Origin of the sequence: Streptomyces blattellae, assembly GCF_009709555.1 — a bacterium.
In the GTDB taxonomy this organism is placed as follows: domain Bacteria; phylum Actinomycetota; class Actinomycetes; order Streptomycetales; family Streptomycetaceae; genus Streptomyces; species Streptomyces blattellae.
On sequence record NZ_WJBG01000150.1, the window covers coordinates 1 to 21,501 of the forward strand.

The 21,501-nt window shown below is 71.3% G+C and carries 19 protein-coding genes; 12 read left to right on the top strand and 7 right to left on the bottom strand.

What is annotated here, in order from left to right:
* Positions 1-29 precede the first annotated feature (29 nt).
* Entirely contained in the window at positions 30-914 is an 885-nt protein-coding gene (locus GFH49_RS17115; RefSeq protein WP_155056761.1) for a universal stress protein, read from the bottom strand.
* 396 nt (positions 915-1,310) lie between these two features.
* On the opposite strand from GFH49_RS17115, the gene gap reads away from it, so the two are divergent.
* Positions 1,311-2,339, top strand: coding sequence for a type I glyceraldehyde-3-phosphate dehydrogenase (gap, locus tag GFH49_RS17120; protein ID WP_155056762.1), 1,029 nt, complete (start codon positions 1,311-1,313; stop codon positions 2,337-2,339).
* 136 nt (positions 2,340-2,475) lie between these two features.
* Here gap and GFH49_RS17125 read toward each other — a convergent pair whose 3' ends face one another.
* The 3 genes from GFH49_RS17125 to GFH49_RS17135 form a co-directional block, all read right to left on the bottom strand.
* Entirely contained in the window at positions 2,476-5,622 is a 3,147-nt protein-coding gene (locus GFH49_RS17125) for an amidohydrolase family protein (protein WP_155056763.1), read from the bottom strand.
* Positions 5,623-5,821: 199 nt separating this feature from the next.
* A complete protein-coding gene (locus tag GFH49_RS17130) occupies positions 5,822-6,508 on the bottom strand; it encodes an alpha/beta fold hydrolase (protein ID WP_230396343.1) in 687 nt (228 codons plus the stop codon).
* A 665-nt stretch (positions 6,509-7,173) separates the two neighbouring features.
* On the bottom strand, positions 7,174-7,650 hold the full coding sequence (locus GFH49_RS17135) for an SRPBCC family protein (RefSeq protein ID WP_155056764.1): 477 nt from the start codon (positions 7,648-7,650) through the stop codon (positions 7,174-7,176).
* 497 nt (positions 7,651-8,147) lie between these two features.
* Here GFH49_RS17135 and GFH49_RS17140 point away from each other — a divergent pair, with 497 nt between their 5' ends.
* The 4 genes from GFH49_RS17140 to GFH49_RS17155 all read left to right on the top strand — a co-directional run bounded on the left by GFH49_RS17140 (position 8,148) and on the right by GFH49_RS17155 (position 11,200).
* A complete protein-coding gene (locus GFH49_RS17140; protein WP_155056765.1) occupies positions 8,148-8,546 on the top strand; it encodes an SseB family protein in 399 nt (132 codons plus the stop codon).
* Between the two features lie 228 nt (positions 8,547-8,774).
* On the top strand, positions 8,775-9,665 hold the full coding sequence (locus tag GFH49_RS17145; RefSeq protein ID WP_155056766.1) for an SDR family oxidoreductase: 891 nt from the start codon (positions 8,775-8,777) through the stop codon (positions 9,663-9,665).
* Between the two features lie 284 nt (positions 9,666-9,949).
* Positions 9,950-10,216 carry an SCO0607 family lipoprotein gene (locus GFH49_RS17150; protein WP_155056815.1) on the top strand — a complete coding sequence of 89 codons (267 nt, stop codon included), beginning with the start codon at positions 9,950-9,952 and terminating at the stop codon, positions 10,214-10,216.
* Positions 10,217-10,540: 324 nt separating this feature from the next.
* The gene (locus GFH49_RS17155) at positions 10,541-11,200 is read left to right on the top strand and encodes a hypothetical protein (protein WP_155056767.1); all 660 of its coding nucleotides are present in this window, start codon (positions 10,541-10,543) and stop codon (positions 11,198-11,200) included.
* A gap of 143 nt (positions 11,201-11,343) precedes the next feature.
* On the opposite strand, the gene GFH49_RS17160 is transcribed toward GFH49_RS17155, so the two are convergent.
* Positions 11,344-13,041, bottom strand: a complete 1,698-nt coding sequence (locus GFH49_RS17160; RefSeq protein WP_155056768.1) for an ABC-F family ATP-binding cassette domain-containing protein — start codon at positions 13,039-13,041, stop codon at positions 11,344-11,346.
* A 330-nt stretch (positions 13,042-13,371) separates the two neighbouring features.
* Positions 13,372-13,932, bottom strand: coding sequence for a DinB family protein (locus tag GFH49_RS17165; RefSeq protein ID WP_155056769.1), 561 nt, complete (start codon positions 13,930-13,932; stop codon positions 13,372-13,374).
* Between the two features lie 253 nt (positions 13,933-14,185).
* Here GFH49_RS17165 and GFH49_RS17170 point away from each other — a divergent pair, with 253 nt between their 5' ends.
* From GFH49_RS17170 to GFH49_RS17195, 6 genes are all read left to right on the top strand, one after another.
* Entirely contained in the window at positions 14,186-14,794 is a 609-nt protein-coding gene (locus tag GFH49_RS17170; protein ID WP_155056770.1) for a GOLPH3/VPS74 family protein, read from the top strand.
* Between the two features lie 372 nt (positions 14,795-15,166).
* Positions 15,167-15,640 carry a carboxymuconolactone decarboxylase family protein gene (locus GFH49_RS17175; RefSeq protein WP_155056771.1) on the top strand — a complete coding sequence of 158 codons (474 nt, stop codon included), beginning with the start codon at positions 15,167-15,169 and terminating at the stop codon, positions 15,638-15,640.
* A 125-nt stretch (positions 15,641-15,765) separates the two neighbouring features.
* Entirely contained in the window at positions 15,766-16,665 is a 900-nt protein-coding gene (locus GFH49_RS17180; protein WP_230396344.1) for a patatin-like phospholipase family protein, read from the top strand.
* A complete protein-coding gene (locus tag GFH49_RS17185) occupies positions 16,662-17,885 on the top strand; it encodes a macrolide family glycosyltransferase (protein WP_155056773.1) in 1,224 nt (407 codons plus the stop codon). The genes GFH49_RS17180 and GFH49_RS17185 overlap by 4 nt, the downstream gene beginning before the upstream one ends.
* 3 nt (positions 17,886-17,888) lie before the next feature.
* On the top strand, positions 17,889-18,374 hold the full coding sequence (locus GFH49_RS17190; RefSeq protein WP_155056774.1) for a hypothetical protein: 486 nt from the start codon (positions 17,889-17,891) through the stop codon (positions 18,372-18,374).
* Positions 18,371-19,309 carry a hypothetical protein gene (locus tag GFH49_RS17195; RefSeq protein WP_155056775.1) on the top strand — a complete coding sequence of 313 codons (939 nt, stop codon included), beginning with the start codon at positions 18,371-18,373 and terminating at the stop codon, positions 19,307-19,309. The genes GFH49_RS17190 and GFH49_RS17195 overlap by 4 nt, the downstream gene beginning before the upstream one ends.
* Positions 19,310-19,338: 29 nt before the next feature.
* Here the strand turns inward: GFH49_RS17195 and GFH49_RS17200 are convergent, their stop codons facing one another.
* Entirely contained in the window at positions 19,339-20,268 is a 930-nt protein-coding gene (locus GFH49_RS17200) for a UTP--glucose-1-phosphate uridylyltransferase (RefSeq protein WP_155056776.1), read from the bottom strand.
* A 313-nt stretch (positions 20,269-20,581) separates the two neighbouring features.
* Here GFH49_RS17200 and GFH49_RS17205 point away from each other — a divergent pair, with 313 nt between their 5' ends.
* Complete coding sequence (locus tag GFH49_RS17205; protein ID WP_155056777.1) at positions 20,582-21,478, top strand: RNA polymerase sigma-70 factor; 897 nt, start codon at positions 20,582-20,584, stop codon at positions 21,476-21,478.
* Positions 21,479-21,501: the final 23 nt, after the last annotated feature.

Genomic DNA, 21,501 nt, shown 5'->3' on the forward strand with positions numbered 1-21,501 from the left:
ACGTCCCGGGCCCGCGGTCCGGTCGTCCCTCAGTCGTGGGGTACGACGGCGACGGGCGCGGGGGCGTGGTGGATCACGCCGTGGGTGACGGGGCCGATGCGCATGCCGAGGGAGGGCCGGTGCGTCCTGCGGCCGACGACCACGAGTGCGGCGTTCCGGGCGGCCTGGAGGACCACTTGCCCGGCGGTCGCGAGGTCGGTCCTGTGGACCACCTCGACCTGCGGATAGCGCTCCTGCCACGGCGCAAGGGCTTCCAGCAGCTCCTTCTCGACCCGGGCCTCCACACTGCCGTCCTCGTCGCCCGTGACCACAGCCCTGTAAGCGAACACCGGTGGACGGCTCCAGGCGTGCACGACGCGCAGTGTGGCCCCACGGGCGGCTGCGGCGGTGAAGGCGAACTCCAGCAGTTCCTCGGCGGGTTGGTCCCGGTCCTGGATTCCGACGACCACCTCGCCGCCGTCTTCGCCGGCCGCCTCGGCGCCCTCAGCGGCCCGGTGCTCTTCCGCGCGTACGAGCACCACGGGGATGGACGCCCGGGCCAGCACATGCTGTCCGACCGACCCGAGGAGGAAACCGGAGACAGCGCCGTGCCCACGCGAGCCCAGCACCAGCATCTCGGCGTCCTCCGCACTCTCCAGCAGCGCCCGGGGCGCCAGATCGGACACCTGCTCGACGGTGACCGGCAGATCCGGATACTTCGCCGCGAGGTCCTGCCTGGTCTCGTTCAGCAACTGCTGCGCCCACCGCTTCTGGGCTTCCGACTCCTGGGCCGAGGGAACCTCGGCCGGCCGCCAGATCCAAGCGGTGACCAGGCTCAATGGAAGACCGCGGGGCAGCGCCTCGCGGGCGGCCCAGTCAACAGCGGCGCGGCTCTCGGGGGAACCGTCAAGGCCGACGACGATGGGGGAAAACATATCGGACACCTCCGTATCCGCTCACGTCCGATGCGAGGGCCTCAGCGCACCCGCCGGCCCGGAAGACCCGGTGATCCCCGCGGCGTCTCATCCCGTCCACGTGGATCCATCGGCCCCTCCTCTCCGATCGTCGCGACGACCGGTCCGCGAGCCCAGGGGCCGCTGGTCCTCTCCCACGGCCACTCGGCCCCCTGCCGGGACCCGATCGGTCCCTCTGCCGCCTCGCCGCGGTCCGTCTGCCGCCTCGCCGCGGTCTCTCAGCGGCCTGTCGGCCGCCCCGCCCCCGAAGCCGGGCCGAACGTCCCCGTTCCCACCCCCGTACGGCCCATGCCCACCCGGTCCCCGCGCTCGCAGACTGACCTCCGACAGCAGGGCGCGACCGGGAGGACGAGGAAGATGACCGTGCGGGTGGGAATCAACGGCTTCGGGCGTATCGGGCGCAACTACCTGCGCTGTGTACTGGAGCGCGCGCAAAGGGGCACCGGCACACCGGTCGAGGTGGTGGCGGTCAACGACCTCACCTCCCCGGCGGCACTCGCCCATCTGCTGGCGTACGACTCGACGTACGGCAGGCTGCACCGCACCGTCGAGCACGACGGCACATCGATCACCGTCGACGGGCACCGCATCACCGTGACCGCCGAACGCGACCCCGCCGCCCTGGACTGGGCCGGCCCCGGCGTGGACGTCGTCATCGAATCCACCGGCCGCTTCCGCACCCGCGAGGACGCCGGACTGCACCTCAAGGCCGGAGCCCGCAAGGTGCTGCTGTCCGTGCCCGGCAAGAACGTCGACGCCACGGTGGTCATGGGCGTCAATGAGCAGTCGTACGACCCGGACCACGACCACGTCGTGTCGAACGCTTCCTGCACCACCAACTGCGTCGCCCCGATGATGAAGGTCCTCGACGAGGCCTTCGGCGTCAACAAGGGCGTGATGACCACCGTCCACGGCTACACCAACGACCAGGTGGTCCTCGACGGTCCGCACAAGGACCTCCGCCGTGGCCGCAGCGCCGCCGTGAACATCATCCCCACCAGCACAGGAGCTGCCCGCGCGGTCGGTCTCGTCCTGCCCCGACTGGCCGGCACGCTGGACGGCCTCGCGGTCCGCGTTCCCGTCGAAGACGGCTCGCTCACCGACCTGACCGTGGTGCTCGGCAGGGAGGTGACCGTGGACGAGGTCAACTCCGCGTTCCGGGATGCCGCCGCCAGGTCCCTGAAGGGGATCCTGCGGGTGTCCGACGCCCCGATCGTCTCCCGTGACATCGTCGGCGACCCCGCCTCCTGCGTCTTCGACGCCCCCCTCACACAGGCCCACGGCGACCTCGTGAAGGTCTTCGGCTGGTACGACAACGAGTGGGGCTACACCAACCGACTCCTCGACCTCACCGAGTACGTCGTCGCCCGACTCCCGGAGAGGTGAGACCGTCCCCGCGGGCGCGCAGGTGGCCGTCAGCGGAAGCCGCAACAGCAGCAGGTGGGCATCAGCCGTGCCCGGTCCTCCCGGACCGCTGCTGATTCCTGAGGATGTTGTGGTACGCGCGTCCCGGACGGGACCTTCAGCAGCAGGAGCGGGGGATGTGCTCCTCCCGGTGCCACCAGAAACGGTCGCGGGCCGGTTGTTGGGGTACGTCGGGCAGGGCGGCGTTGCGGACGGTAGTCCCGCTCGACTTCGTCGCCGCTCCCGTAGCCGCTCCCGTCGCCGTCAGGTCCGCGACGGTGTGCGGGACACCGCCGACGACGACCTGGCGTACGGCGGCTGCGGCGGCGATGTCCGTCGTCGGATCGCCCTCGACCAGGACGAGGTCGGCGAGCTTGCCCGGCTCCACGGTGCCGAGTTGGTCGGAGAGGCCAAGGGTGCGGGCTCCGTGCACGGTGGCGGAGCGCAGTGCCTCGTACGGGCTGACGCCGTAGCGGACCATGGTCTGCAGGTTGAGGTGGTAGTAGACGGCGGGCGGTACGAGAGGGCTGTCGGTGCCGACGGCGACATGGGCGCCTTCTTCGACCAGGCGGCGGACGGTCGCGCCGTGCCGGGCGACGAAGGCGAGTTCGGGGGCGGGCTCGTCGGCCAGCGCCGCCTCGATGCCCTCGCGCAGCTCCGCGTACTCGGCGGCTGTGAGGAGGGATGTCAGCCGCGGGTCGTCCAGGGCCCACTCCGCGTAGCGGTACAGGGCGGCCCGTACGGCGGGCAGGCCCAGGCCGGACAGGGCGAAGGTGGGTGTGAGGGCCATGCCGGACGCGGCCAGCGGGCCGGTGACGTCCTGGTAGCTGTGGCCGAGGTGGGTCTCCTTCTGGCGGCGGCCGTAGCGGCTGGTGCCGCCGAGGTGCTCGACGCCGTCGGCGCCCATGCCGAGCGGGCCGAACAGGTAGTGGGACGTGGTCCGCAGGCCGCTGCGGTGGGCGGCCCGGATGGCCTTGCGCTGCATGGGATAGGGCAGACGGACGTACGTCTTGACCATGTCGTGGCCGAGGGCCCGCGCCTTGTCGATCTCGCGTTGCAGCTGCTCGTCGTCGGTGATGGGGCGGCCCGAGGAGTAGTAGATGCGGGAGCCGTCGACGAGATCGCCGGCGGCGAACACGCGCGGACCGGTGCGGCGGCCGGAGGCGAGGGCCTCCTTGGCCTCGACGGCCCCGTAGTGGGCGGTGCCGGGCGAGCGCAGGGCGGTGACGCCGAAGGACAGCCACAGGCGCAGGAGTTCGCCCCGGTCCCAGGGGCCGTGCTCGTGGACGGCGACGAATCCGGGCAGCACCGTCAGACCGCGGGCGTCGACGACCTTGTCCCCGGGCCGGACGGAGCGCTCGCCGCGCGGAGTGACGGCGGTGATGTGGTGGCCGTCGAGGACGATGTCGACGTCGCGCCGCAGGCCGGGGCCGGTGCCGTCCCACAGGGCCCCGGCCTGGACGACCGTACGGCCGGTGGGGTGTGCCGGGCGCCAGCTGAGCCGGAGCGGTACGGCCGAGGTCTTTCCGGTGGGGGTCGTCAGGCGCAGGCGGCCGTCGGAGAGATAGAGCAGGCTGGCGGAGTCGGCGCTCCAGCTGGGCGCGTCCGCGGTCTCCGCGTTGACCTGCCGGGCGGTGCCCGTGGTGCGGCCCTCGGCGTCGAGGTCGCTGATGTGCAGGGTGCCGTTCGCGATGTACGCCGTCCTGGTGCCGTCGGGTGAGTGGACGGGCCCCGCGTCGACGCGGTTGGTGAGGGAGCCGCCGGGGACGGGCTCGCCGTAGTGGGCCTCGCCGGTGGCGAGTTCAACGGTGAGAATCTGGTTGTGGCCCTCGCGGTAGCGCGGGGTGACGGGGACGAGGACGGCGGTGGACAGACGTGTGCCGTCGGCGGTGAAGGTGGGGCGGCCGGGGGCGTTCAGCGGGCCGACGACCTTGCGGACGGCGCCGGTGGCGAACTCCAGGGTGGAGAGGGTGCCGCCCTCGGAGATGAAGGCGACGGTCGTACCGTCCGGGCTGACCGTCGGCGCGGAGGCCAGGAGGGCGGTGTCGGTGAGGCGGTGTCGGTCACCGGTGGCGAGGTCGTACCGCCACAGCGCGATGCCGCCGTCGCGGTCGCTGACGTACACGAGGCCACGGCCGTCCGGGAACCAGGCCGGGTCGGTGTTGCGGTGACCGTCGGCGACGACCGCCTCGGGGGCCCCGCCGCGGCGCATGATCCACAGGTCGCCGAGGGCGCCGAAGGCGACGCTGCGGCCGTCCGGGGAGAGCGCGGGACCGACGATGCCCTTGACTTGGCGGCTACCGGTGCCATCGAAGTCCCGTACCGTGGCGGGCCGTTCGGCGACCCTGGGTACGGTGACGCGGGCACTGAAGGGGACGTCCTCGACGGTGCCTTGGAGGGTACGGCGGCGAAGGCGGCCGTCCGCGGTGTAGAGCAGTTCGTCCGGGCCGGCCCAGCGGGCGGCGAAGGGGAACACGTCCTCGCCGTCGCCGGACACGGTCTCGCCGTCGACGACGAGTGCGGTGCCGGTCGTGGCGAGGTGGACGTAGGCGAGGTGGCTGCCGTCGGGCGAGAAGGAGGGCCCGGCGACGCGGCCGGCGGTGACCTTGGCGAGGGTGGTGCGGGTGCCGTCGGCGGTGACCTGGGCGATGGCCTGCGGCGCGTCGTTGGTCCCGCTGGTGAAGGCGATCGCCGTGCCGTCCGGTGTCCAGCAGGGCTGGCCCTCCTGGGCGGTGCCGGTGGTCCAGACGGTGGTGTCGCCGCTGTCGACGGCGATGACGTGGATCGCGTACCGGCCGTCTCTCTCGGCGGCGCAGGCGATGCGGGTGCCGTCGGGCGAGAAGCGTGGCTCGCGGTGGTCGGCGTCACCGGAGGTGAGTTGCCTGCGCCCGGTGCCGTCGGCGTTCATCAGCCAGAGGTGGAAGGTGCCGTCGGTGTAGGCCTGGTAGACGATCCGGCGGCCGTCCGGCGAGAAGTCCGGCTCGCTCGCCTCCTCCTCGACACTGGTGAGCGGCACGGCGTCACCCCCCTCGGCGGGCAGCGTCCACAACCGGTTCACCAGGTCCAGGACGACGGTCCGGCCGTCCGGGGCGAGCGCGGCGGAAGCGTTGGTGGCCTCCGTGACGCTCAGGATGACGGTCTGTGCGCCGGCCTCGCGGGCCACGGCCGGCAACGCCCCCGCCGGAGTCCCCTGACTGCCCAACACCCCTGCACCCGCAGCGAGTCCGGCTCCGCGCTTGATGAGCGCACGACGCGTCAGTCCCATGAGTTCACACCTCTTCCGCAGATTTCAGTGCACCCTACAGATGAAGACGGGCCCGCGGAATACCCGCTTCCGCTCGGTTCGCGACACGCAAAGTCCCGTTTACACAACGGAATTGAAGCTTTTACGGCAATCCATCAGGAGCCGCGCCCGATCATGATGACGCTGGCGACGACGATGACGGCGCGGAGGCCGGCGGCGATCAGCACGACCGCCGCCCCGTCGACCTCGGGAGCAGGCCCCGGTTGCGGGCCGCCGCTGCCCGGCCGCGGTCAGCGGCTCGGCCGCCCGCCGGCGCGACCACCCTCCAGTGCGGTGAGGTCGTCGCCGCACCGCCGAGCTTCGACGACCGCTTCCTGGTGGGGACGGTGCCGCGGGTCAGATGGACCGCGCTGCGATGCAGCGCCTCCCGGCCGGCCAGGCGCATCGTGGACCACCAGTGGGCGCCTGCCCGGTCGCGGACCTCCGCCCAGCCGCCCGTCAGGAACTCCTGCTCAGAATAGGAAGCGATGCCGCTGCTGCCGCCCGAGCCGGCCGTGCGCTCAACGGGGTCGAGATTGGCGTCGACCAGGACCAGGCGGGAGACCAGACGGGGGTGCCGGGCGGCCAGCACGATGGCGACCGAGCCGCCCATGCTGTGCGCGACCAGTTCGGCGCCGACGACATCCGCGCGAGCCAGGGCTGCGGCGAGCGCATCGGCATGTGATTCCAGCGTGTAGTCGAAGCCCGTCGGCCGGTCGCTGAGGCCGTGACCCAGCACATCGATCAGCAGTGAACGGCGGCCAGCCAGCAGAGGATGGGCCACGACCTCCGCGAAATAGGCCGGCGACGTGGCACCCAACCCGTGCACGTAGACACGGGGCGGCTCCTGCCCAGGCAACTCCACCACCGGATCTGGTCACCCTCGGGTGTCACAGCGGCGTTGCGCACGGTCGGCTTCCCTGCAATCACGATCGATGGAGTGACGAGAGTAGCCACCGTCTCCGCACTCACCCGATTTCGCTCACGACGCCGTCACCCTGTGACACGTTGCTCTGGAGCGATGAGGCACGGATCCGGGGAGAGAACCATGACCACCGCCCGCACTGTGGACGTGCCCGAAGGCACCTTCGGCGTGCTGGACGCCGGAGAGATCCCGGTTCAAACGGCAGACTGGAGTAACGACCTCGTAGCCCCCATGTCACACGGCGCTCTCGTCGTCACCGGCATCCACACCGGCCCCGTCCGCGTGGCTGCCGAAGCCCTCAGCGGCCCACCGAACACACCGACGGATGCCGAATGGGAGGAGGTCGTGGAAATCAGCGTGCACGCCCCCTCCGGCCGCCTTCGCGTCGATTCCCTTCAGCACGGGCCGACCCCTGGCCACCCCCTTCTCAGTCCGTCCGGACCGGGTTGGTACCGGCTCCGCGTGCATGCGCGAGGACGAGACATCCTTCCCGACAAGGCCGCTACCTCACCGGTGGAGGACTATCTCCTGCTGACCTGGCCATCCTCCCCAGCCGGCGTAGCCGTCCTACGTCCGAGGAGCCGCGTCGAGCAAGGGAAATCGATCCGTCAGAGCGGCGAGCCGGGGTCGCCGGGGCGGATGCGGCCGCGCCAGCCACCGCTGTCGCCACCGCCGCTCTCCACGTAGTCCTTGAACCGACGCAGATCTCCCTTGACCCGTCGGTCGATCATGCCCAGTGCGTCCGCGCCCTTCTCGGCGACGCCGGCGGGCTGGACGTCCATCGTCAGCTCCACCCTGGTGTGCATGTCGTCCAGCTGCTCGAACCGGACGGATCCCTGCTGCCGGGTGTCGCCACCGACAGACCGCCAGGTGATCCGGTCGTCCGGCAGCTGATCGACGATCTCGGTGTCGAACTCGCGCCGCACCCCGCCGATACTGGTGACCCAGTGGTTGTGCCGGTCGTCGAGTTGCCGGACCTCGTCGACGCCCTCCATGAAGTTCGGGAACTGCTCGAACTGAGTCCATTGGTCGTACGCCGTGCGGAGCGGAACCTCCACCTCGACCGCTTCCTTGACCGTACTCATGGGTTCCTCCTCGTCCAGTCCTCGCCTGGGCCGACCGCACCGGTGCGTGTGGCCGCCTCCTGCGCGTTCACCGCGCCGAGTACCCGAGAAAGCAGCACGGAGACATCTTTCAAGGGACGCGCGCCGGAGGCGTCGGGCTGCCGCCGCAACCCGCCGTCACCGGACATCCGTCCGCACGACCGGGCACATCACCGCGGTCGCGTGGTCAAGGGGCACGTGTGGCCGACGCTCGGAGTGAGGGCGCGGGACGGCCCTGCGGCGCTGGCGGAGATCTACCGCTCCGACAACGGCCGCGCGCTGTTCGGCCCGGAGTGACGGGCAAGGCAGCGCGCCGCTGACGAACGGGGCGTGGAGCGTCCGTGCCGACCTGCGGCTCCCCTGGTGGCGCCGGCCACGTGGCACGGCCAAGGCCCGAGCCGTTGAGGGCCGGTGGTTCGGGTACTCGAACCACCGGCGCGTACCGAATGGACGTGCACGACATGGCGAGGGGATGAATCATGACAGACCCCCACTTCGAGAGCGGTGCGTCCGCGGTCCAGCAGGCGCTGCGTACGGTTGTGGAGAAGGGTGCGGACGACGCGGCGCTGAGCACGCTGGCGAAGAGCGAGGTGCTGGTGCCCGCGGCGACGGACGCGGAGGGACCCGCTCCCAAGGCGCTGACTCTTCCCGTGTTCGAACAGGAGGACGGGACCGAACTGGTGCCGGTGTTCACCACGCAACAGCGGATGGAACAGGCTCTGCCACGGATGCGGCGGCATCGTAGCGTGCTGCTCGGCGCCCTCGCCCACGGCTGGCCCTCCGACAGCCTGTCCCTGGTCATCGACGCCGGCACACCCGAACAACTGGCGCTCACCGCACACGGTGTCAGGGCGCTGCTGGACCGCGACGACATCTGACGCGCGGCTGCGGCGGGGCCGCATCGCGGGGTGGGTCGCAGCGACGCGTTCACAGCCCGGCGAGTGGCCGGTTCGCAGACGGGTCGTAGACCGCTGGGTGGCCGGTTCGCAGACGGTTCGCAGACCGCTGGGTGGCCGGTTCGCAGACCGCTGAGTCGCCCGCTTTTCGGTCGGTGCGTGGCGGGAACCCGGTCACCGTCCGTGCCCGCCAGCGGCCAGGAGGCCGTCGTGACCGATCCGCAGCAGACCCAGCAGAACCCGGCCACCCAGCACCCGCGCCCCGAGTTCCGCTCGCAGGACCAGCCCCATCCCGGATGGACCGGGCCGATGGACCCGCCACCCGATCACGGCGAGGAGAGCTACCGCGGGGTCGGCCGACTGGAGGGCCGCAAGACCGTCATCACCGGCGGCGACTCCGGCATCGGGCGGGCGGTCGCCCTCGCGTTCGCCCGGGAGGGTGCCGACGTACTCTTCACCCACCTTGAGGAGGAGGCGGACGAGGCACGCGAGACATCCCGGCTCGTCGAGGACGCCGGCCGCAAGGCCGTCGCCGTCTCCTGCGACATCCGCGAGGAGGACAACTGCCGCGCCCTGATCGACCGTGCGGTCGCGGAGTTCGGGCGCATCGACATCCTGGTGAACAACGCCGCCTACCAGATGTCCCAGCCGGACGGCATCGAGGCGATCACCACCGAACAGTTCGACCGGGTCATGCGCACCAACCTCTACGGCATGTTCTGGCTGACGAAGTTCGCGGTACCGCACATCCGCGAGGGCGGCAGCATCATCAACTCGACGTCGGTGCAGGCTTACAAGCCCAGCCCGCACCTGCTGGACTACGCGACGACCAAGGGCGCGATCGTCACCTTCACCCAGGGGCTGGCCCAGATGCTCGTAGACCGCGGTATCCGCGTCAACGCGGTCGCCCCGGGGCCGGTGTGGACGCCGTTGATCCCCGCGACCCTGCCCGACACGGTCGAGTTCGGCAAACAGAGCCCCCTCGGACGCCCGGCCCAGCCCGCCGAGCTGGCTCCGGCTTACGTCTACCTCGCCTCCCAGCAGGCCGGCTTCGTCACCGCCGAGATCCTCAACGCGACGGGCGGGACGCCACTGCCGTAGACGACTTGCCGCCTGAGGTGCCGCCCGGCACTCGAACTCCAACGCCTCCGCCACCATCTCACCGGGTACGGCGACGGCTTCCCGTACGCCGAACCCAAGTACCCCTTGCATCTGCTCTGTTGAGTACAGGCGCGGGCACGAACTGAGTACGCGTGCTCAGGATCCGACAATCGTCGCCCAGCACAGTGGAGGCAGACCGAACCAACCGACAGGAGACGACCGTGACTTCCAGCAACAGCCGCCCTCGCCCCGCCTTCCGCCGCCGGGTCGGCGCCGCCGCGCTCATGGGAGCCATCACGGTTGTCGCACTCACCGGTTGCTCCGGTCTCTCCCTCCAGGACGCCATCTGCAGCGACGGCGAGTACCCCGTCATGACCGTCGGGGGCACCGGCTCCGCGTGCGTCAAGGACAGCGAGAAGACGCCGGAGGGATACACGCGCTACCCCGAGGGCAAGGTGCCGCAGCAGGTCGACGACGAGTGGGACGTGTACTGGCGCACCCACACCGTCGACGAGAAGGGCGGCATCGTCGCCGCACCGGACACGGAGTGAACACGGCGTGAACGCCGCCCCGCCCTGAACGCGCCTCGTCGGTGGTAGGGCGGGGGTCGGGACGGGGCGGCGGGGTGGCCTCGGCACCTCGGTTTCAACAGCGCGAAGTACGGCGGCACAACCGGCCGGAAAGCGCTTTCCCCACGCACCGGGAAACCTTAGAGTGTCCTGCGCATGCCAATGACAGCGGCGATCGCAACTCGTGTTCGCGGACTGATCGATCACGCTGCGTCTTCCAGGCCCCTCGCCCCCCACCCCACCCCCACATTCCTCTCCCCCACATTCCTCTCCCCCACATTCCTCTCCCCCACAGGAGGACCCCCAATGAGTCCACTACGGACCGAACGGACCCAGGTGCCCGCGCAGGGCGCACGCCGGCCCTGGCGCACCAAGGTGATCACGGCCGCATTGGCCGCCGCCGTACTGTCCGGACCCGGCATCGCGCAGGCCGCGCCGCAGGACCCACGTGAGGGTGCGCCGGCATCCCAGCAGCAGGTGGCGGCGGCCGAGATCACGTGGACCCTCGAACGGGCGAGCAACCCCACCCAGGACCAGCTGACGGCGTACGACCTCATCACCAGGGCCATGAACGCCGCGGTGGCCCGGTACAACAGCCTCAGCGACCTGGGCAAGAGCATCACCGTCCGCTACGACCCGGGCGTACCCACCGCCGATGGCAACATCAACGGAACCATCCGCTTCGGCAATCGCAGCTACATGACCGAGCGCACCGCTCTGCACGAGATCGCCCACACCATCGGCGTGGGCACGAGCTCGGGCTGGTCCAACCTCGCCGGTGGCGGAACCTGGCGCGGCGCACAGGCCACGGCATTGGTGAGGCAGTTCGACGGGTCGAGCGCCACCCTGTCCACCGGTGGCGGGCACTTCTGGCCCTACGGCCTGAACTACGAAAACGAGTTCTCGAACACCGCGGCCGACCGCCACGTCCAGATCGTCGCCGCCATGGTTCGCGACGGCCTCTGATCCGCAGCGCGGGTGCCTGAGGCACTCCCGTGCCCAGACACCCGCCCTCCCGCTTCGGCCCCCGCCGGGTGACGTGATCTACGACCCACTCCTGACCACGACCAGTCTGACCCGTCGGAAGAGCCGAGCCCTGTTCGCCGCTTTCACGCACCTGACGAACGGGGCTCTCCCGGCCGGACGCCTTGCGCCGGAGACCCGCCCACCTCCAGGCGCGGCCAGTCCGCGAGGTCCCGCAGCAGCTGGCGGTCGTGCGTGGCGACGACGGCGGCGCTCGTGTGGCGGATCGCGTCGGTGAGCTCGTCGACCAGTGCCGGTGACAGGTGGTTGGTCGGCTCGTCGAGCAGGATCAGCCCGGGCCGCCCGGCCAGCGCAAGTGCCAGGTCGAGACGGCGCCGCTGCCCCTGCGACATCCGCCCGACCGGCGTGCGCATCGCCTGCGGGTCGAGCAGTCCGAGTGCCCCGAGTGGGATGGCGTCGGCCTCGTGGAGCGCCCCGTGGGCCACCAGCCGTCCCACATGGTGAGCGTGCACCTCGTGCGCGGTGAGTCCGGGGTCCTGCTCGGCGGTCTCCTGGGTGACCCGGACGACCCGTGCGCCGTTCGCCGTCCGGACGTACCCGCCCGTGGGTTCGAGCGAACCGGCCAGCACGGCGAGCAAGGTGGACTTCCCGGCACCGTTCGGTCCGGTGACCAGCAGCCGGTCACCGCCGTCGAGGGTGAGGTCGACCGGATCGGCCAGCCGGCCTTCGACAGTGATGCCGTACGCCCGCAGCTGCGGCGCACCCGGACGGAGGCCGAGGTCCGGCCACCGCAAGGACGACGGTGGCTCCGGTACGTCGATCCGGTGCGCCTCCAGCGCTTCCTGCTGCCGGTTCAGGGCCTGTACGACGCCCGGTGCGCGGGACTGGCGCTGGTGCTTGCCGGTCCCCTTGTCCGGCCGCCAGCCGGTGGAGAGCCGGTCGCGGGCCTTCGACACCGCGTCCTTGAGCCGCCGGCGTTCGGCCAGCTGTTCCTCGTGCTCCTGCTCCCAGCGCTCGCGCTCACGGCGGCGGGCGTCCTGCCAGGCGTTGTAGCCGCCGGCGTACAGGCGCGGCCTCCCGTCGCGGGTCGGGTCGAGGTCGAGGAACCGGTCCGCGACGTGGCGCAGCAGCGCCCGGTCGTGGCTTACGACAGCGAGGCCGCCGTCGTGCTCACGCAGCCTGCGGGTCAGGAACTCCAGCCCGTCGGCGTCGAGGTGGTTGGTCGGCTCGTCGAGCAGCAGGACGTCGTGCCGCGCGCCGAGCAGGCACGCCAGACGGACGCGGTAGCGCTGTCCGGCCGACAGCGTCGACAGCGGACGGTCGCGTTCGGCGCAGGCACGGAGGGCTTCGAGGGCGACGTCGACACGGCGTTCGGCGTCCCACGCGTCGAGCCGGGTGGCGGCGTCGAGCGCGGCGGCGTAGCGGTCGTCGGCAGCGGGATCGCCGTCGGCCATGGCCAGGGTCGCCTCGTCCAGCGCGGCGAGAGCAGCGAGCGACGCGGTCAGCGCCTCCGATGTCAGGGTGCCTACGGTCGCGCCGTCCGGCACGGACAGTTCCTGGCGGGCCAGGCCGGTGGTACCGGACCGGTGCACGCTGCCCTCGTCGGGAGTGATCAGTCCGGCGAGGACGTGCAGCAGTGTCGTCTTCCCACGGCCGTTCTCGCCGACGACGGCGACCCGTGACCGGGCCGAGACGGTGACCGAGACGTCGTTCAAGACGCGCCGGGACCCGCGGGTGACGGTGACACCCTCGACGCGGATGTGCGCGCTGTCGCCCGCCTCGACGGACAGGGAGATGGCTTCGGGGGTGGGGTTGAGGTTCAACGGGTGCTCCGCAGCTCGCAGTGGAGCCGGGCAGCAAGGAAGGGCCGCCCGGCGGGAACCGGGACGGCGAGCGCTGATTCAACAAGGAGAAGGCGCCGCCGTCAGCGGGCGGAGCGAACCTTCTGCGACCAGATGCCTCGTGCCATGACGATCACGATAACAACGTCGGCGCCTGCGTTCCTCCGGATTTCTCCGGCGAGCGGAACCCCGTGCGTCGATTGCCGGGCTTCGGCTCCGCAATGCGACCGCCCTCGGCGCGCTTGTTCTTCCGCCGGCGGATCCTGCGAAGCCTCGTCATACGGGGCGGACGTGATCGGAGCGGTCGAGGATCTACTGGCCCACCCTTCCGTCGATGCACTCCCGCAACAGGTCGGCGTGGCCGCAGTGGCGGGCGTACTCCTCGATCCTGTGCACCATCAGCTCCCGGACCGATGTGCCGTCCTCGCCCAGACGCTCGCCGAGATCCGGGTGCCCGGCCAGCGCGGCGTCGGTCGCGGCCTGCTCACGCGCCAGGTCGGAGTACGCGGCGTCGACCTGGGCCTGGTCGGCGACGGCTCCGTCGAAGTCCGCGTCGCGCTCCCCGTACAGCTTCGGCAGCGGATCACCGTCGCTGATCCAGTTGCGCCAGTCCCGTTCCACCTCGGCGAGGTGCCGGAGCAGGCCGAGGAGGGACATCGTGGACGGCGGAACCGACCGCCGGGCCAGTTGCTCCGGGTCCAGGCCCTCGCACTTCATCGTCAGGGTCATGCGATAGCCCGTCAGGAAGTCCAGCAGCGTCGCCAACTCCCCGTCCGGACTGGCTCCTTCCTTGTCGCGGGGGTCTTCGTCCGGGTCAGCCCACATGTCGGGGTGGATGGTTGCCTGGCTCCAGCGTTCGGGGTGGTCATTCATGGGTGCCATGATCACCGGTCAGGGTCCAAGCCCGCCAGTGCCGCGTACGTGACGTGTTCTTCCCTGAGGGCACCGGCGAGGACGAGGCCGGCCGCCGGTGTCGTACTCGCTGCCGCCACAGCCGCCGGGCTGCGGATCGGCTTCCCGCACCACACGGTGGTGGTACGGCACACCGCCCCGGTACGATCGCCCGCCCCGGCGGACGAGACCGCAGCCGCGGATCACCGACGCCTCTGACAGGGAGTTCGACGCCATGACCACAGCACGGGACCTGCTCATCGTCACGCTGGACTCCACGGCCGCCGACCGCCCCGCCGAGCAGGGCGACGTCTCGCTGGCGCTCGCCGGCGCCGAACTGCTCGACCTCGCCGACGCCCAGGCCATCACCCTGGACGACGAGCACATCGTCCCCGGTCCGCAACACGACCTGGGTGACCGCCTGTTGAACGAGGCGGTGTCGGCCCTCGTACGGCGGGCCCCGTACGAGTCCGTCGAGGAGTGGCTGTGGCGCCGGGGCCGCGGCCTGCACGGCGCGTATCTCGCGGCCCTGGAGGCGGAGGGAGACATCATCCGGCCCCGCCGTCGCTGGAGTGCCGTCCGTAGCGACGGAACAGCGGTGCTCGACTCGCCGGCCCGGAGCCGCGCGGCCGAGCGCTGGGCCTCGGGCGAGCCCGTTCTCGTCGCTCTCGCGGACGCCGTCGGGATCCGCGACGAGCCGTCCGAAGACCTCGCGGAACTCACCGACGAAGCGGTCATCACCGTATTGGCGGCCGTGAGCGACGCGGTGACGGAGCTGGCGGCCGTACGGCAGCGGCGAAGCATCGAAGATGCGGCCTTCGACAACATCTGGCGGGGGCCGTGACCGGGGCCCGGACGGTGCGGCCGGAGGTACGAGGGCGGGGACGGCGGGCACATTGCTGATCAGGTGCGCCGGCAGCCCAGCGCGGTGATGCCCGGCAGGGCGGCGGTGCGGTGCCTTCGGGCACGACATTCCTGACAGCCGCGTCAGCCGCCGCGGCCCGGCCCGAGCCGGTCCGATGCCGAGTGCGCAGGGCCCTCACCCATACGAAGCGAGTACAGGCCCACCCGTTTCGGCGCACACGAGCAGCCAGTCAGAACCTCGCACCGAGGCGTCTCCGTGTCGCACGTCACACCCGACTCCCTGTCACAGGTCGCGTGCCGCTCCGGTCAACAGTGTGTATCCGCCACTCGGCCAGGAGATCAGGAGATCGGCATGGAAGCGCGTCTCGACTACTTCGGTCACCCCCTCGCGGGAAAGGTGCTCAAGCACATCAACTCGGCCGGCAAGGTGGTTTCGGACTCCACACTGCCCACGGCGACGCAGGAACTGGTGAAGATCCGCGCGAGTCAGATCAACGGCTGCGGTTTCTGTACCGACATGCACACCAAGGACGCCGCCGCGGCGGGCGAGACCGCGCAGCGCCTGCACCTGGTGGCGGCCTGGCGTGAGGCCAAGGTGTTCACGGACGCCGAGCGCGCCGCGCTGGAGCTGGCGGAGCAGGGCACCCGCATCGCCGACGCGGCCGGCGGTGTCACCGATGAGGCCTGGCGGAATGCGGCGAAGCACTTCGACGAGGACCAGCTCGTCGCCCTGCTGTCCCTCATCGCCGTCATCAACGCGTACAACCGCATCAACGTCATCAATCAGCAGCCCGCAGGGGACTACCAGCCCGGCCAGTTCGGCTGACCGGCACCCGGCGTCATCGGTTCCCCGCAGGCCTGGTCGAGAGGCTCATCATGACGGTTGGCCGGCGCCAAGGAGCAGGCGCATCGGCACACTTCGGCTCCAGCGGAGGCGACTCGGCGGCAGGATTGCACGCCCTCCCCCGTCCCGTCGCCGTGGTGGTGGGCGCCGGTGGCGTGCTGGGGGCGGCGCATGTCGGTGTGGGATACGCGCTGGAGCAGCGCGGATTCGTGCCGGACATGATCATCGGAACCTCGGTCGGCGCCCTCAACGGGGCCATCGCGGCCGCCCATCCCGACCGGGCCGCGCCGTGGCTGGACCACGTGTGGACGCAGTTGCGCCGCCGCGAGGTGTATCCGCTCGGCTGTCTGTCCTCACGGGCCAGCATCTTCACCGACCGCGGCCTGCGCCGACTGATCGCCCGCGCCGAACTGCCGTCGCGGATCGAGCAGTTGACGGTGCCGTTCACCGCGGTGGCCATGGACCTGGTGAGCGGCGCTCCGGCGCTGCTCGACCACGGGGACCTTGAGTCCGCGCTGCTGGCCAGCGCCGCCATTCCCGGGATGCTGCCGCCGGTGGATCGTGCGGGCCGGACGCTCGTCGACGGCGGGGTGGTCGCCTATGTCCCGGTACTGGCTGCCCGGCAGGCGGGGGCGGCCAGCGTGGTCGTCGTGGCGACGGGCCCGGAGAGCGCTCCGTTGCGCCCGGTCAATCCGCGCCGACGTGCCGGTGCGATCGCCGCCAGGGCCGGGCTGCTGCTGTTGCACCACCAGATCGAGCGTGACCTGCGTGAGGTCTCCCAGCACATCCCCACCGTCGTGCTGCCGACCGGGATCGAGGCCTGGCCCGCCCCGTGGGACTTCGGCCACTCCCAGCGGATGATCAGCACCGCGTCCCGCACGGCCGGGCGCTTTCTCGACGGGCTGCGCATCGATGGTCCGGGCCTGTACCGGGCCGACGACACCGCGGTGCCGTCCGCCGGTCCGGGCGAAGCATCCACCTCTTCCGAACGGAGGGTCGGTCTGTGAGCACCATCGCGTTCCTCAACATCGCCATGCACGGGCGTGTCAACCCGACGCTGCCGGTCGTGGCCGAGCTCGTCCGGCGCGGCCACTCCGTCGCCTACCACACCTCGCCCGCGTTCCGTGCGGAGATCGAGGCCACCGGCGCGACCGTGTGTCTCTACCCCGGGGGCGACCAGCCGCTCCCCGATCCTCCGACGCCGCTCACGATGCTGGAGGGGCTCGCGGGCACGGCTGTCCACCTGCTGCCCGCTGTTCTCTCCGACCTGCGTCGCGTCCGGCCCGACTTGATCGTCCACGACAACGCCTGTCCATGGGGCGCGGTCGCCGCCCGCGAACTCAAGGTGCCGGCGGCGTCGTCGTTCACCACGTTCGCCTTCAACCGGCATGTGCCCAGCCCTACCCGCGGCTCGTGGGAGATGCTGGCCGCGGCAACCGCCCGGCCTCGCAGCCTCCAGGGCTACGCGCGGTCCCGCTGGGCGCTGCACCGCCGCTACGACGCTCACGGGCTGCCGCTGCTCGACCTGGGGAACATCCGCCAGCCGCTCAATCTGGTCTACACCTCGCGGGCGTTCCAGCCCGCCGCCGAGGAGTTCGGCCGGTCCTACCGGTTCGTCGGCCCGAGCATCGGCGCCCGTCCCGCCGACCCGTCGTTCCCGGCCGACCGGCTCCAGGACCCGGTGCTGTACGCCTCGCTGGGCACGGTGTTCAACGCCGACCCGCAACTGCTGCGCACTTTCGCGACCGCGCTGGCCCCGCTGGGCGGCACCGTGATCCTGTCCACCGGGCAGACCGATCCCGACGCGCTGGGACCGTTGCCGGTCAACGTGCTCGCCCGCCGCTTCGTGCCGCAGCCGGAGGTGCTGGCCCGCGCGGCGCTGTTCATCACCCATGGCGGGATGAACAGCGTCAACGAGGCCATGTACGCCGGGGTTCCGATGCTGGTGGTCCCGCAGGGCGCCGACCAGCCGATGGTGGCCCGCCGTGTCGTCGAGCTGGGCGCAGGCCTGTCGGTCCGTACCGACGACGTCACCAGGGGCTCTGTGCGTGCCCTCGCCCGGCGCCTGCTGCACGAGCCCGGGTTCGGGGCAGCCGCGAGCACCCTGCAGGTCGCCCAGCACGAGGCGGGTGGGTATGCGCGGGCCGCCGACGAACTCGAACGGTACCTGCGAGCGGCCGGCCCGGTCCGTGCGTCGGTTCCCGTCGATCCGTCACCGGGAGGCTGAGCGATGTCACCTGTCATCGCCCTGCTGGTGTTCGCCGGGCTGTCGGAGGCCGCCGGGCGCATCCTGCCCCTGGTGTCGCGCCGGCCCGGCATGTCGCGGACCTTCGTGGCCGGGCTGCTGGTGGCCGCGGGCCTCGTCGAGGCTGCCGTGTTCGCGCTGTGGCCGCTGACCGCGTGGACCCTGGCCGAGCTGGTGCCGTCCTCTCCGACGCCGGGCGACGAGTTGCTGTGGACGCCGGGCCTGGTGGCCCCGCTGGTGCTCGCTGCCGTGCTTGCGTTCCCCTTGCTCGGACCCCTGCTCCACCTGCTGCTCCTGGTGGGGGTCGGGGCCGGTCTGGCCGGCCCGCTCGCGGCGGCGGCCGGGCTCGGCTGGTGGGGCGCCGCAGGCTGCGTGGCCGTCGCCGGGGCCGCTCTTGGGGTCGCGGTGGAAGCCGTACGGCGTCTGGTCGTGCGGATCAGTGCGACCCGGGCACCGGAGGTGCTCGCATGAACGGCTTCGTGCTCTGGGTCTGCGCGCTGGGGCCGGTGCTGCTCGCCGAGGCCCTGCTGGCCCGCTACGAGGTGCTCGCCTACAGCGCCGGCTGGCGGGCGCCCGTCACCGAGCTCCCGGAGGGCGTGCCCTACGCCCGAGGCGCGGCCCCCGAGAGTCCCCCGGACGCGTACCTGGTCTACCTGGACGGCATCGGGAAGCGCCGGGTCCGTGACACCCGGGACGGCGGCCAGCTGGTCAAGGCCGTGCTCGCCGGAGCGCCGGAACTGCGGGTGCTGGGTCAGGTGCAGCCCTACTCGCCGCTGGCCGACCCGCTCGCCGACCGGCCGGTGTGGGCGTGGCTGCGCCACCACATCGGGCTGCTGCTGTTCCTGCACAACGTCATGCAGGTCTTCGTCGCCGCCGACCACCGCTACCGGCCCCTGTACAACCGGGCCGTCGGCTCCCAGATCGCCACCCAGCTACGGCTCGCCGGCTACCGGCCCGACAGCGGCATCCCCGTGGTGCTGCTCAGCTACAGCGGAGGCGCGCAGGTCGCCACCGGCGCGGTGGACGAACTGCACACCCAGTTGCGCTGCCCGCTCCTGCTGATCACGCTCGGCGGGTTCCACAACGGCGCCAACGACCTCACCCACGCCGCGCATGTGCATCGGCTGACCAGCGCGAGCGACCGGATCGAGCGGGTCGGCACCTGGATCTTCCCCCAGCGCTGGCGCCTGTTCCGCCGCAGCGGATGGAACCGCGCCGCCCGCGCCGGGAAGATCACCGTGCACCGGCTCGACCCGGCCACTCACCTCGGGCCGCGCGGCTACATCAGCCCCGAGGGCAGACTGGCCGATGGCCGCAGCTACCTCGACCACACCACCGACACCGTGATCTCCATCATCCGGGCCCGCCACGGTACGACCCCGGCGACGGACAGCCCGTTGACATGACGCGCTGTTCCGGATCGGAAAGCGGCAGGTCAGGCGCTGGCTTCCACCTGGAGGGCGGCGGCGCGGTCGACGTCGAGTCCCGCGACCAGGCCGCGCAGTACGGGGCCGTACTCCGGGTGGGCGAGGCCGAACGCCATCTGGGCGACCAGGTAGTCGGCCGGGTTGCCGGTGTCGTACCAGCGGCCCTTGATGACCTGCCCGTACACCGCGCGGGTGGCGGCGTAGGCGTTGATGGCGTCGGTCAGGTAGACCTCGCCGGTCCTGTGCTCGTACCAGCGGCGGGTCTGCTCACGCAGTTCGTCGATGATGCCGGGGGTGATGACGTAGCCGCCGATGGCCGCGTACGACGACGGGGCGGCGGCCGGTTCGGGCTTCTCGACCAGCCCGGTGATGCGCAGCTGGCCGTCGCCGAGGTCTTCCTTGACGATGGGCACGCCGTAGCGCTGGGACTCGGTAGGGTCCATCGGCAAGAGGGCCAGCACCGGGCAGCCGGTCTGCTCGTACGCGCGGATCAGCTGCTGGGCTCGGGGGACCTCGGCCACGAAGACGTCGTCGGGCCACAGCACCAGCACCGGCTCGTCGCCGAAGGCGCGGGCGGCGTTCAGCACCGGGGTGCCGTTGCCGTACGGGCCGTACTGGTCCAGATAGGTGATGTGGCCCCGGCGGGCCAGCTCCGCGACCTCCTCCACCGCGTCCGCGTAGGCCGTCTTGCCGTCGGCGCGGAGTTGTTCGACGAGTGCGGGGTTGGGCCGGAAGTGCTCCTGGATGAGGCTCTTGCCGCCGGAGACGACGATGGTGATGTCGGTGATACCGGAATCCACCAACTCGCGGACGGTGTGCTCGATGACCGGCTTGTCGCCGACCGGGAGCATCTCCTTCGGTGTCGCCTTCGTCAGGGGCAGCAGACGGGAACCGAGTCCGGCGGCCGGGATCACGGCCCTGCGAATCGTCGGGGACATCAGGTCTCTCTCGGTCGAGCGGCACACCGCACCGGCCGGCACGGTACACGCCGACGCTACCAACGCCTCCGCCCGCCGCGCCGATCGCCCGTCCCACCCATCGCTGCCGTGAGCTGGGGTAGTGCCCGGCCCGCGGAGCACTCGGACGGGCCCGCCGGGACGCTTTCTGTCACACATGGGCCGCCGGGCTTGTCCTGGTTCACATGTGACGCGAGCCGGATCCGGACACGCTTCGACTACCGGGTACGGGACGAGGGACGCGTGCTGCGCGAGCACAATGAGACCTTCTGGGTGTGGCGTGAGGGAGGGACCGATGGACGCCGAGGACGACGCGGGCTCCCTCGACCGGGCCGCAAGGGATTTCATCGCGGCGCGTCCCCGCCTGTTCGGCATCGCGTACCGCGTGCTCGGCAGCGCCTCGGAAGCCGAGGACATCGTCCAGGAGGCGTGGTTGCGGTGGCAGAACACCGACCGCACCGACATCCATGAGCCGACGGCGTTCCTGGCTACGGTCACCGCGCGTCTGGCGATCAACTTGGCCCAGTCAGCCCGGATGCGGCGTGAGTCGTACGTCGGGCCCTGGCTGCCCGAGCCCATCGACACCAGCGTGGATCCGCAGTTGGGAGCGGAACGGGCGGAGGCGCTCGACCTGGCGGTGCTCTTTCTCCTGGAGAAGCTCAACCCCGTGGAACGGGCCGCCTACGTGTTGCGGGAGGCCTTCGACTACCCGTACAAGCAGATCGCGGCCGTCCTGGAGACGAGCGAAGCGAATACACGCCAGCTGGTCAGCCGTGCACGGAAGCATCTGACCGCGGAACGCAGGGAGCCGGTCAGCTCTGCCGATCACCGACGTCTGCTGGAGGTGTTCCTCGCCGCGGCACAGACCGGCGACCTCTCGGTGCTGGAGGAGCTGCTCACCGCGGACGTGGTCAGCTACTCCGACGGCGGAGGGATCCGCGGGGCATCCAGGATTCCGGTCGTCGGGCGTTCACGCGTCTCCCGGTACCTCGCCGCCTTCGCCCCGGCATTCTGGCCCCCGACCACCGTCCGCTGGGTCGAGGCCAACGGCAGGCCGGCCGTCCTCGTCTCGGCCGACGGCAAAGCCGTGGCCCTGCTGTCCATCGAAGCGTCAGCACACGGTGTCGAACGCATCATGTGGGTCATGAACCCGGCGAAGCTGGCTCCCTACGCGGCTTCACTGAACAGCTGACGACAGCGTGCCCGTTCCCGACC

Excerpts from the sequence above, each read along its gene's own strand:
- GFH49_RS17115 (WP_155056761.1), bottom strand. The coding sequence starts at position 914 with ATGTTTTCCCCCATCGTCGTCGGCCTTGACGGTTCCCCCGAGAGCCGC.
- gap (WP_155056762.1), top strand. The coding sequence starts at position 1,311 with ATGACCGTGCGGGTGGGAATCAACGGCTTCGGGCGTATCGGGCGCAAC.
- GFH49_RS17125 (WP_155056763.1), bottom strand. The coding sequence starts at position 5,622 with ATGGGACTGACGCGTCGTGCGCTCATCAAGCGCGGAGCCGGACTCGCT.
- GFH49_RS17135 (WP_155056764.1), bottom strand. The coding sequence starts at position 7,650 with ATGAGTACGGTCAAGGAAGCGGTCGAGGTGGAGGTTCCGCTCCGCACG.
- GFH49_RS17140 (WP_155056765.1), top strand. The coding sequence starts at position 8,148 with ATGACAGACCCCCACTTCGAGAGCGGTGCGTCCGCGGTCCAGCAGGCG.
- GFH49_RS17150 (WP_155056815.1), top strand. The coding sequence starts at position 9,950 with ATGGGAGCCATCACGGTTGTCGCACTCACCGGTTGCTCCGGTCTCTCC.
- GFH49_RS17155 (WP_155056767.1), top strand. The coding sequence starts at position 10,541 with ATGAGTCCACTACGGACCGAACGGACCCAGGTGCCCGCGCAGGGCGCA.
- GFH49_RS17165 (WP_155056769.1), bottom strand. The coding sequence starts at position 13,932 with ATGAATGACCACCCCGAACGCTGGAGCCAGGCAACCATCCACCCCGAC.
- GFH49_RS17170 (WP_155056770.1), top strand. The coding sequence starts at position 14,186 with ATGACCACAGCACGGGACCTGCTCATCGTCACGCTGGACTCCACGGCC.
- GFH49_RS17175 (WP_155056771.1), top strand. The coding sequence starts at position 15,167 with ATGGAAGCGCGTCTCGACTACTTCGGTCACCCCCTCGCGGGAAAGGTG.
- GFH49_RS17190 (WP_155056774.1), top strand. The coding sequence starts at position 17,889 with ATGTCACCTGTCATCGCCCTGCTGGTGTTCGCCGGGCTGTCGGAGGCC.
- GFH49_RS17195 (WP_155056775.1), top strand. The coding sequence starts at position 18,371 with ATGAACGGCTTCGTGCTCTGGGTCTGCGCGCTGGGGCCGGTGCTGCTC.
- GFH49_RS17200 (WP_155056776.1), bottom strand. The coding sequence starts at position 20,268 with ATGTCCCCGACGATTCGCAGGGCCGTGATCCCGGCCGCCGGACTCGGT.
- GFH49_RS17205 (WP_155056777.1), top strand. The coding sequence starts at position 20,582 with ATGGACGCCGAGGACGACGCGGGCTCCCTCGACCGGGCCGCAAGGGAT.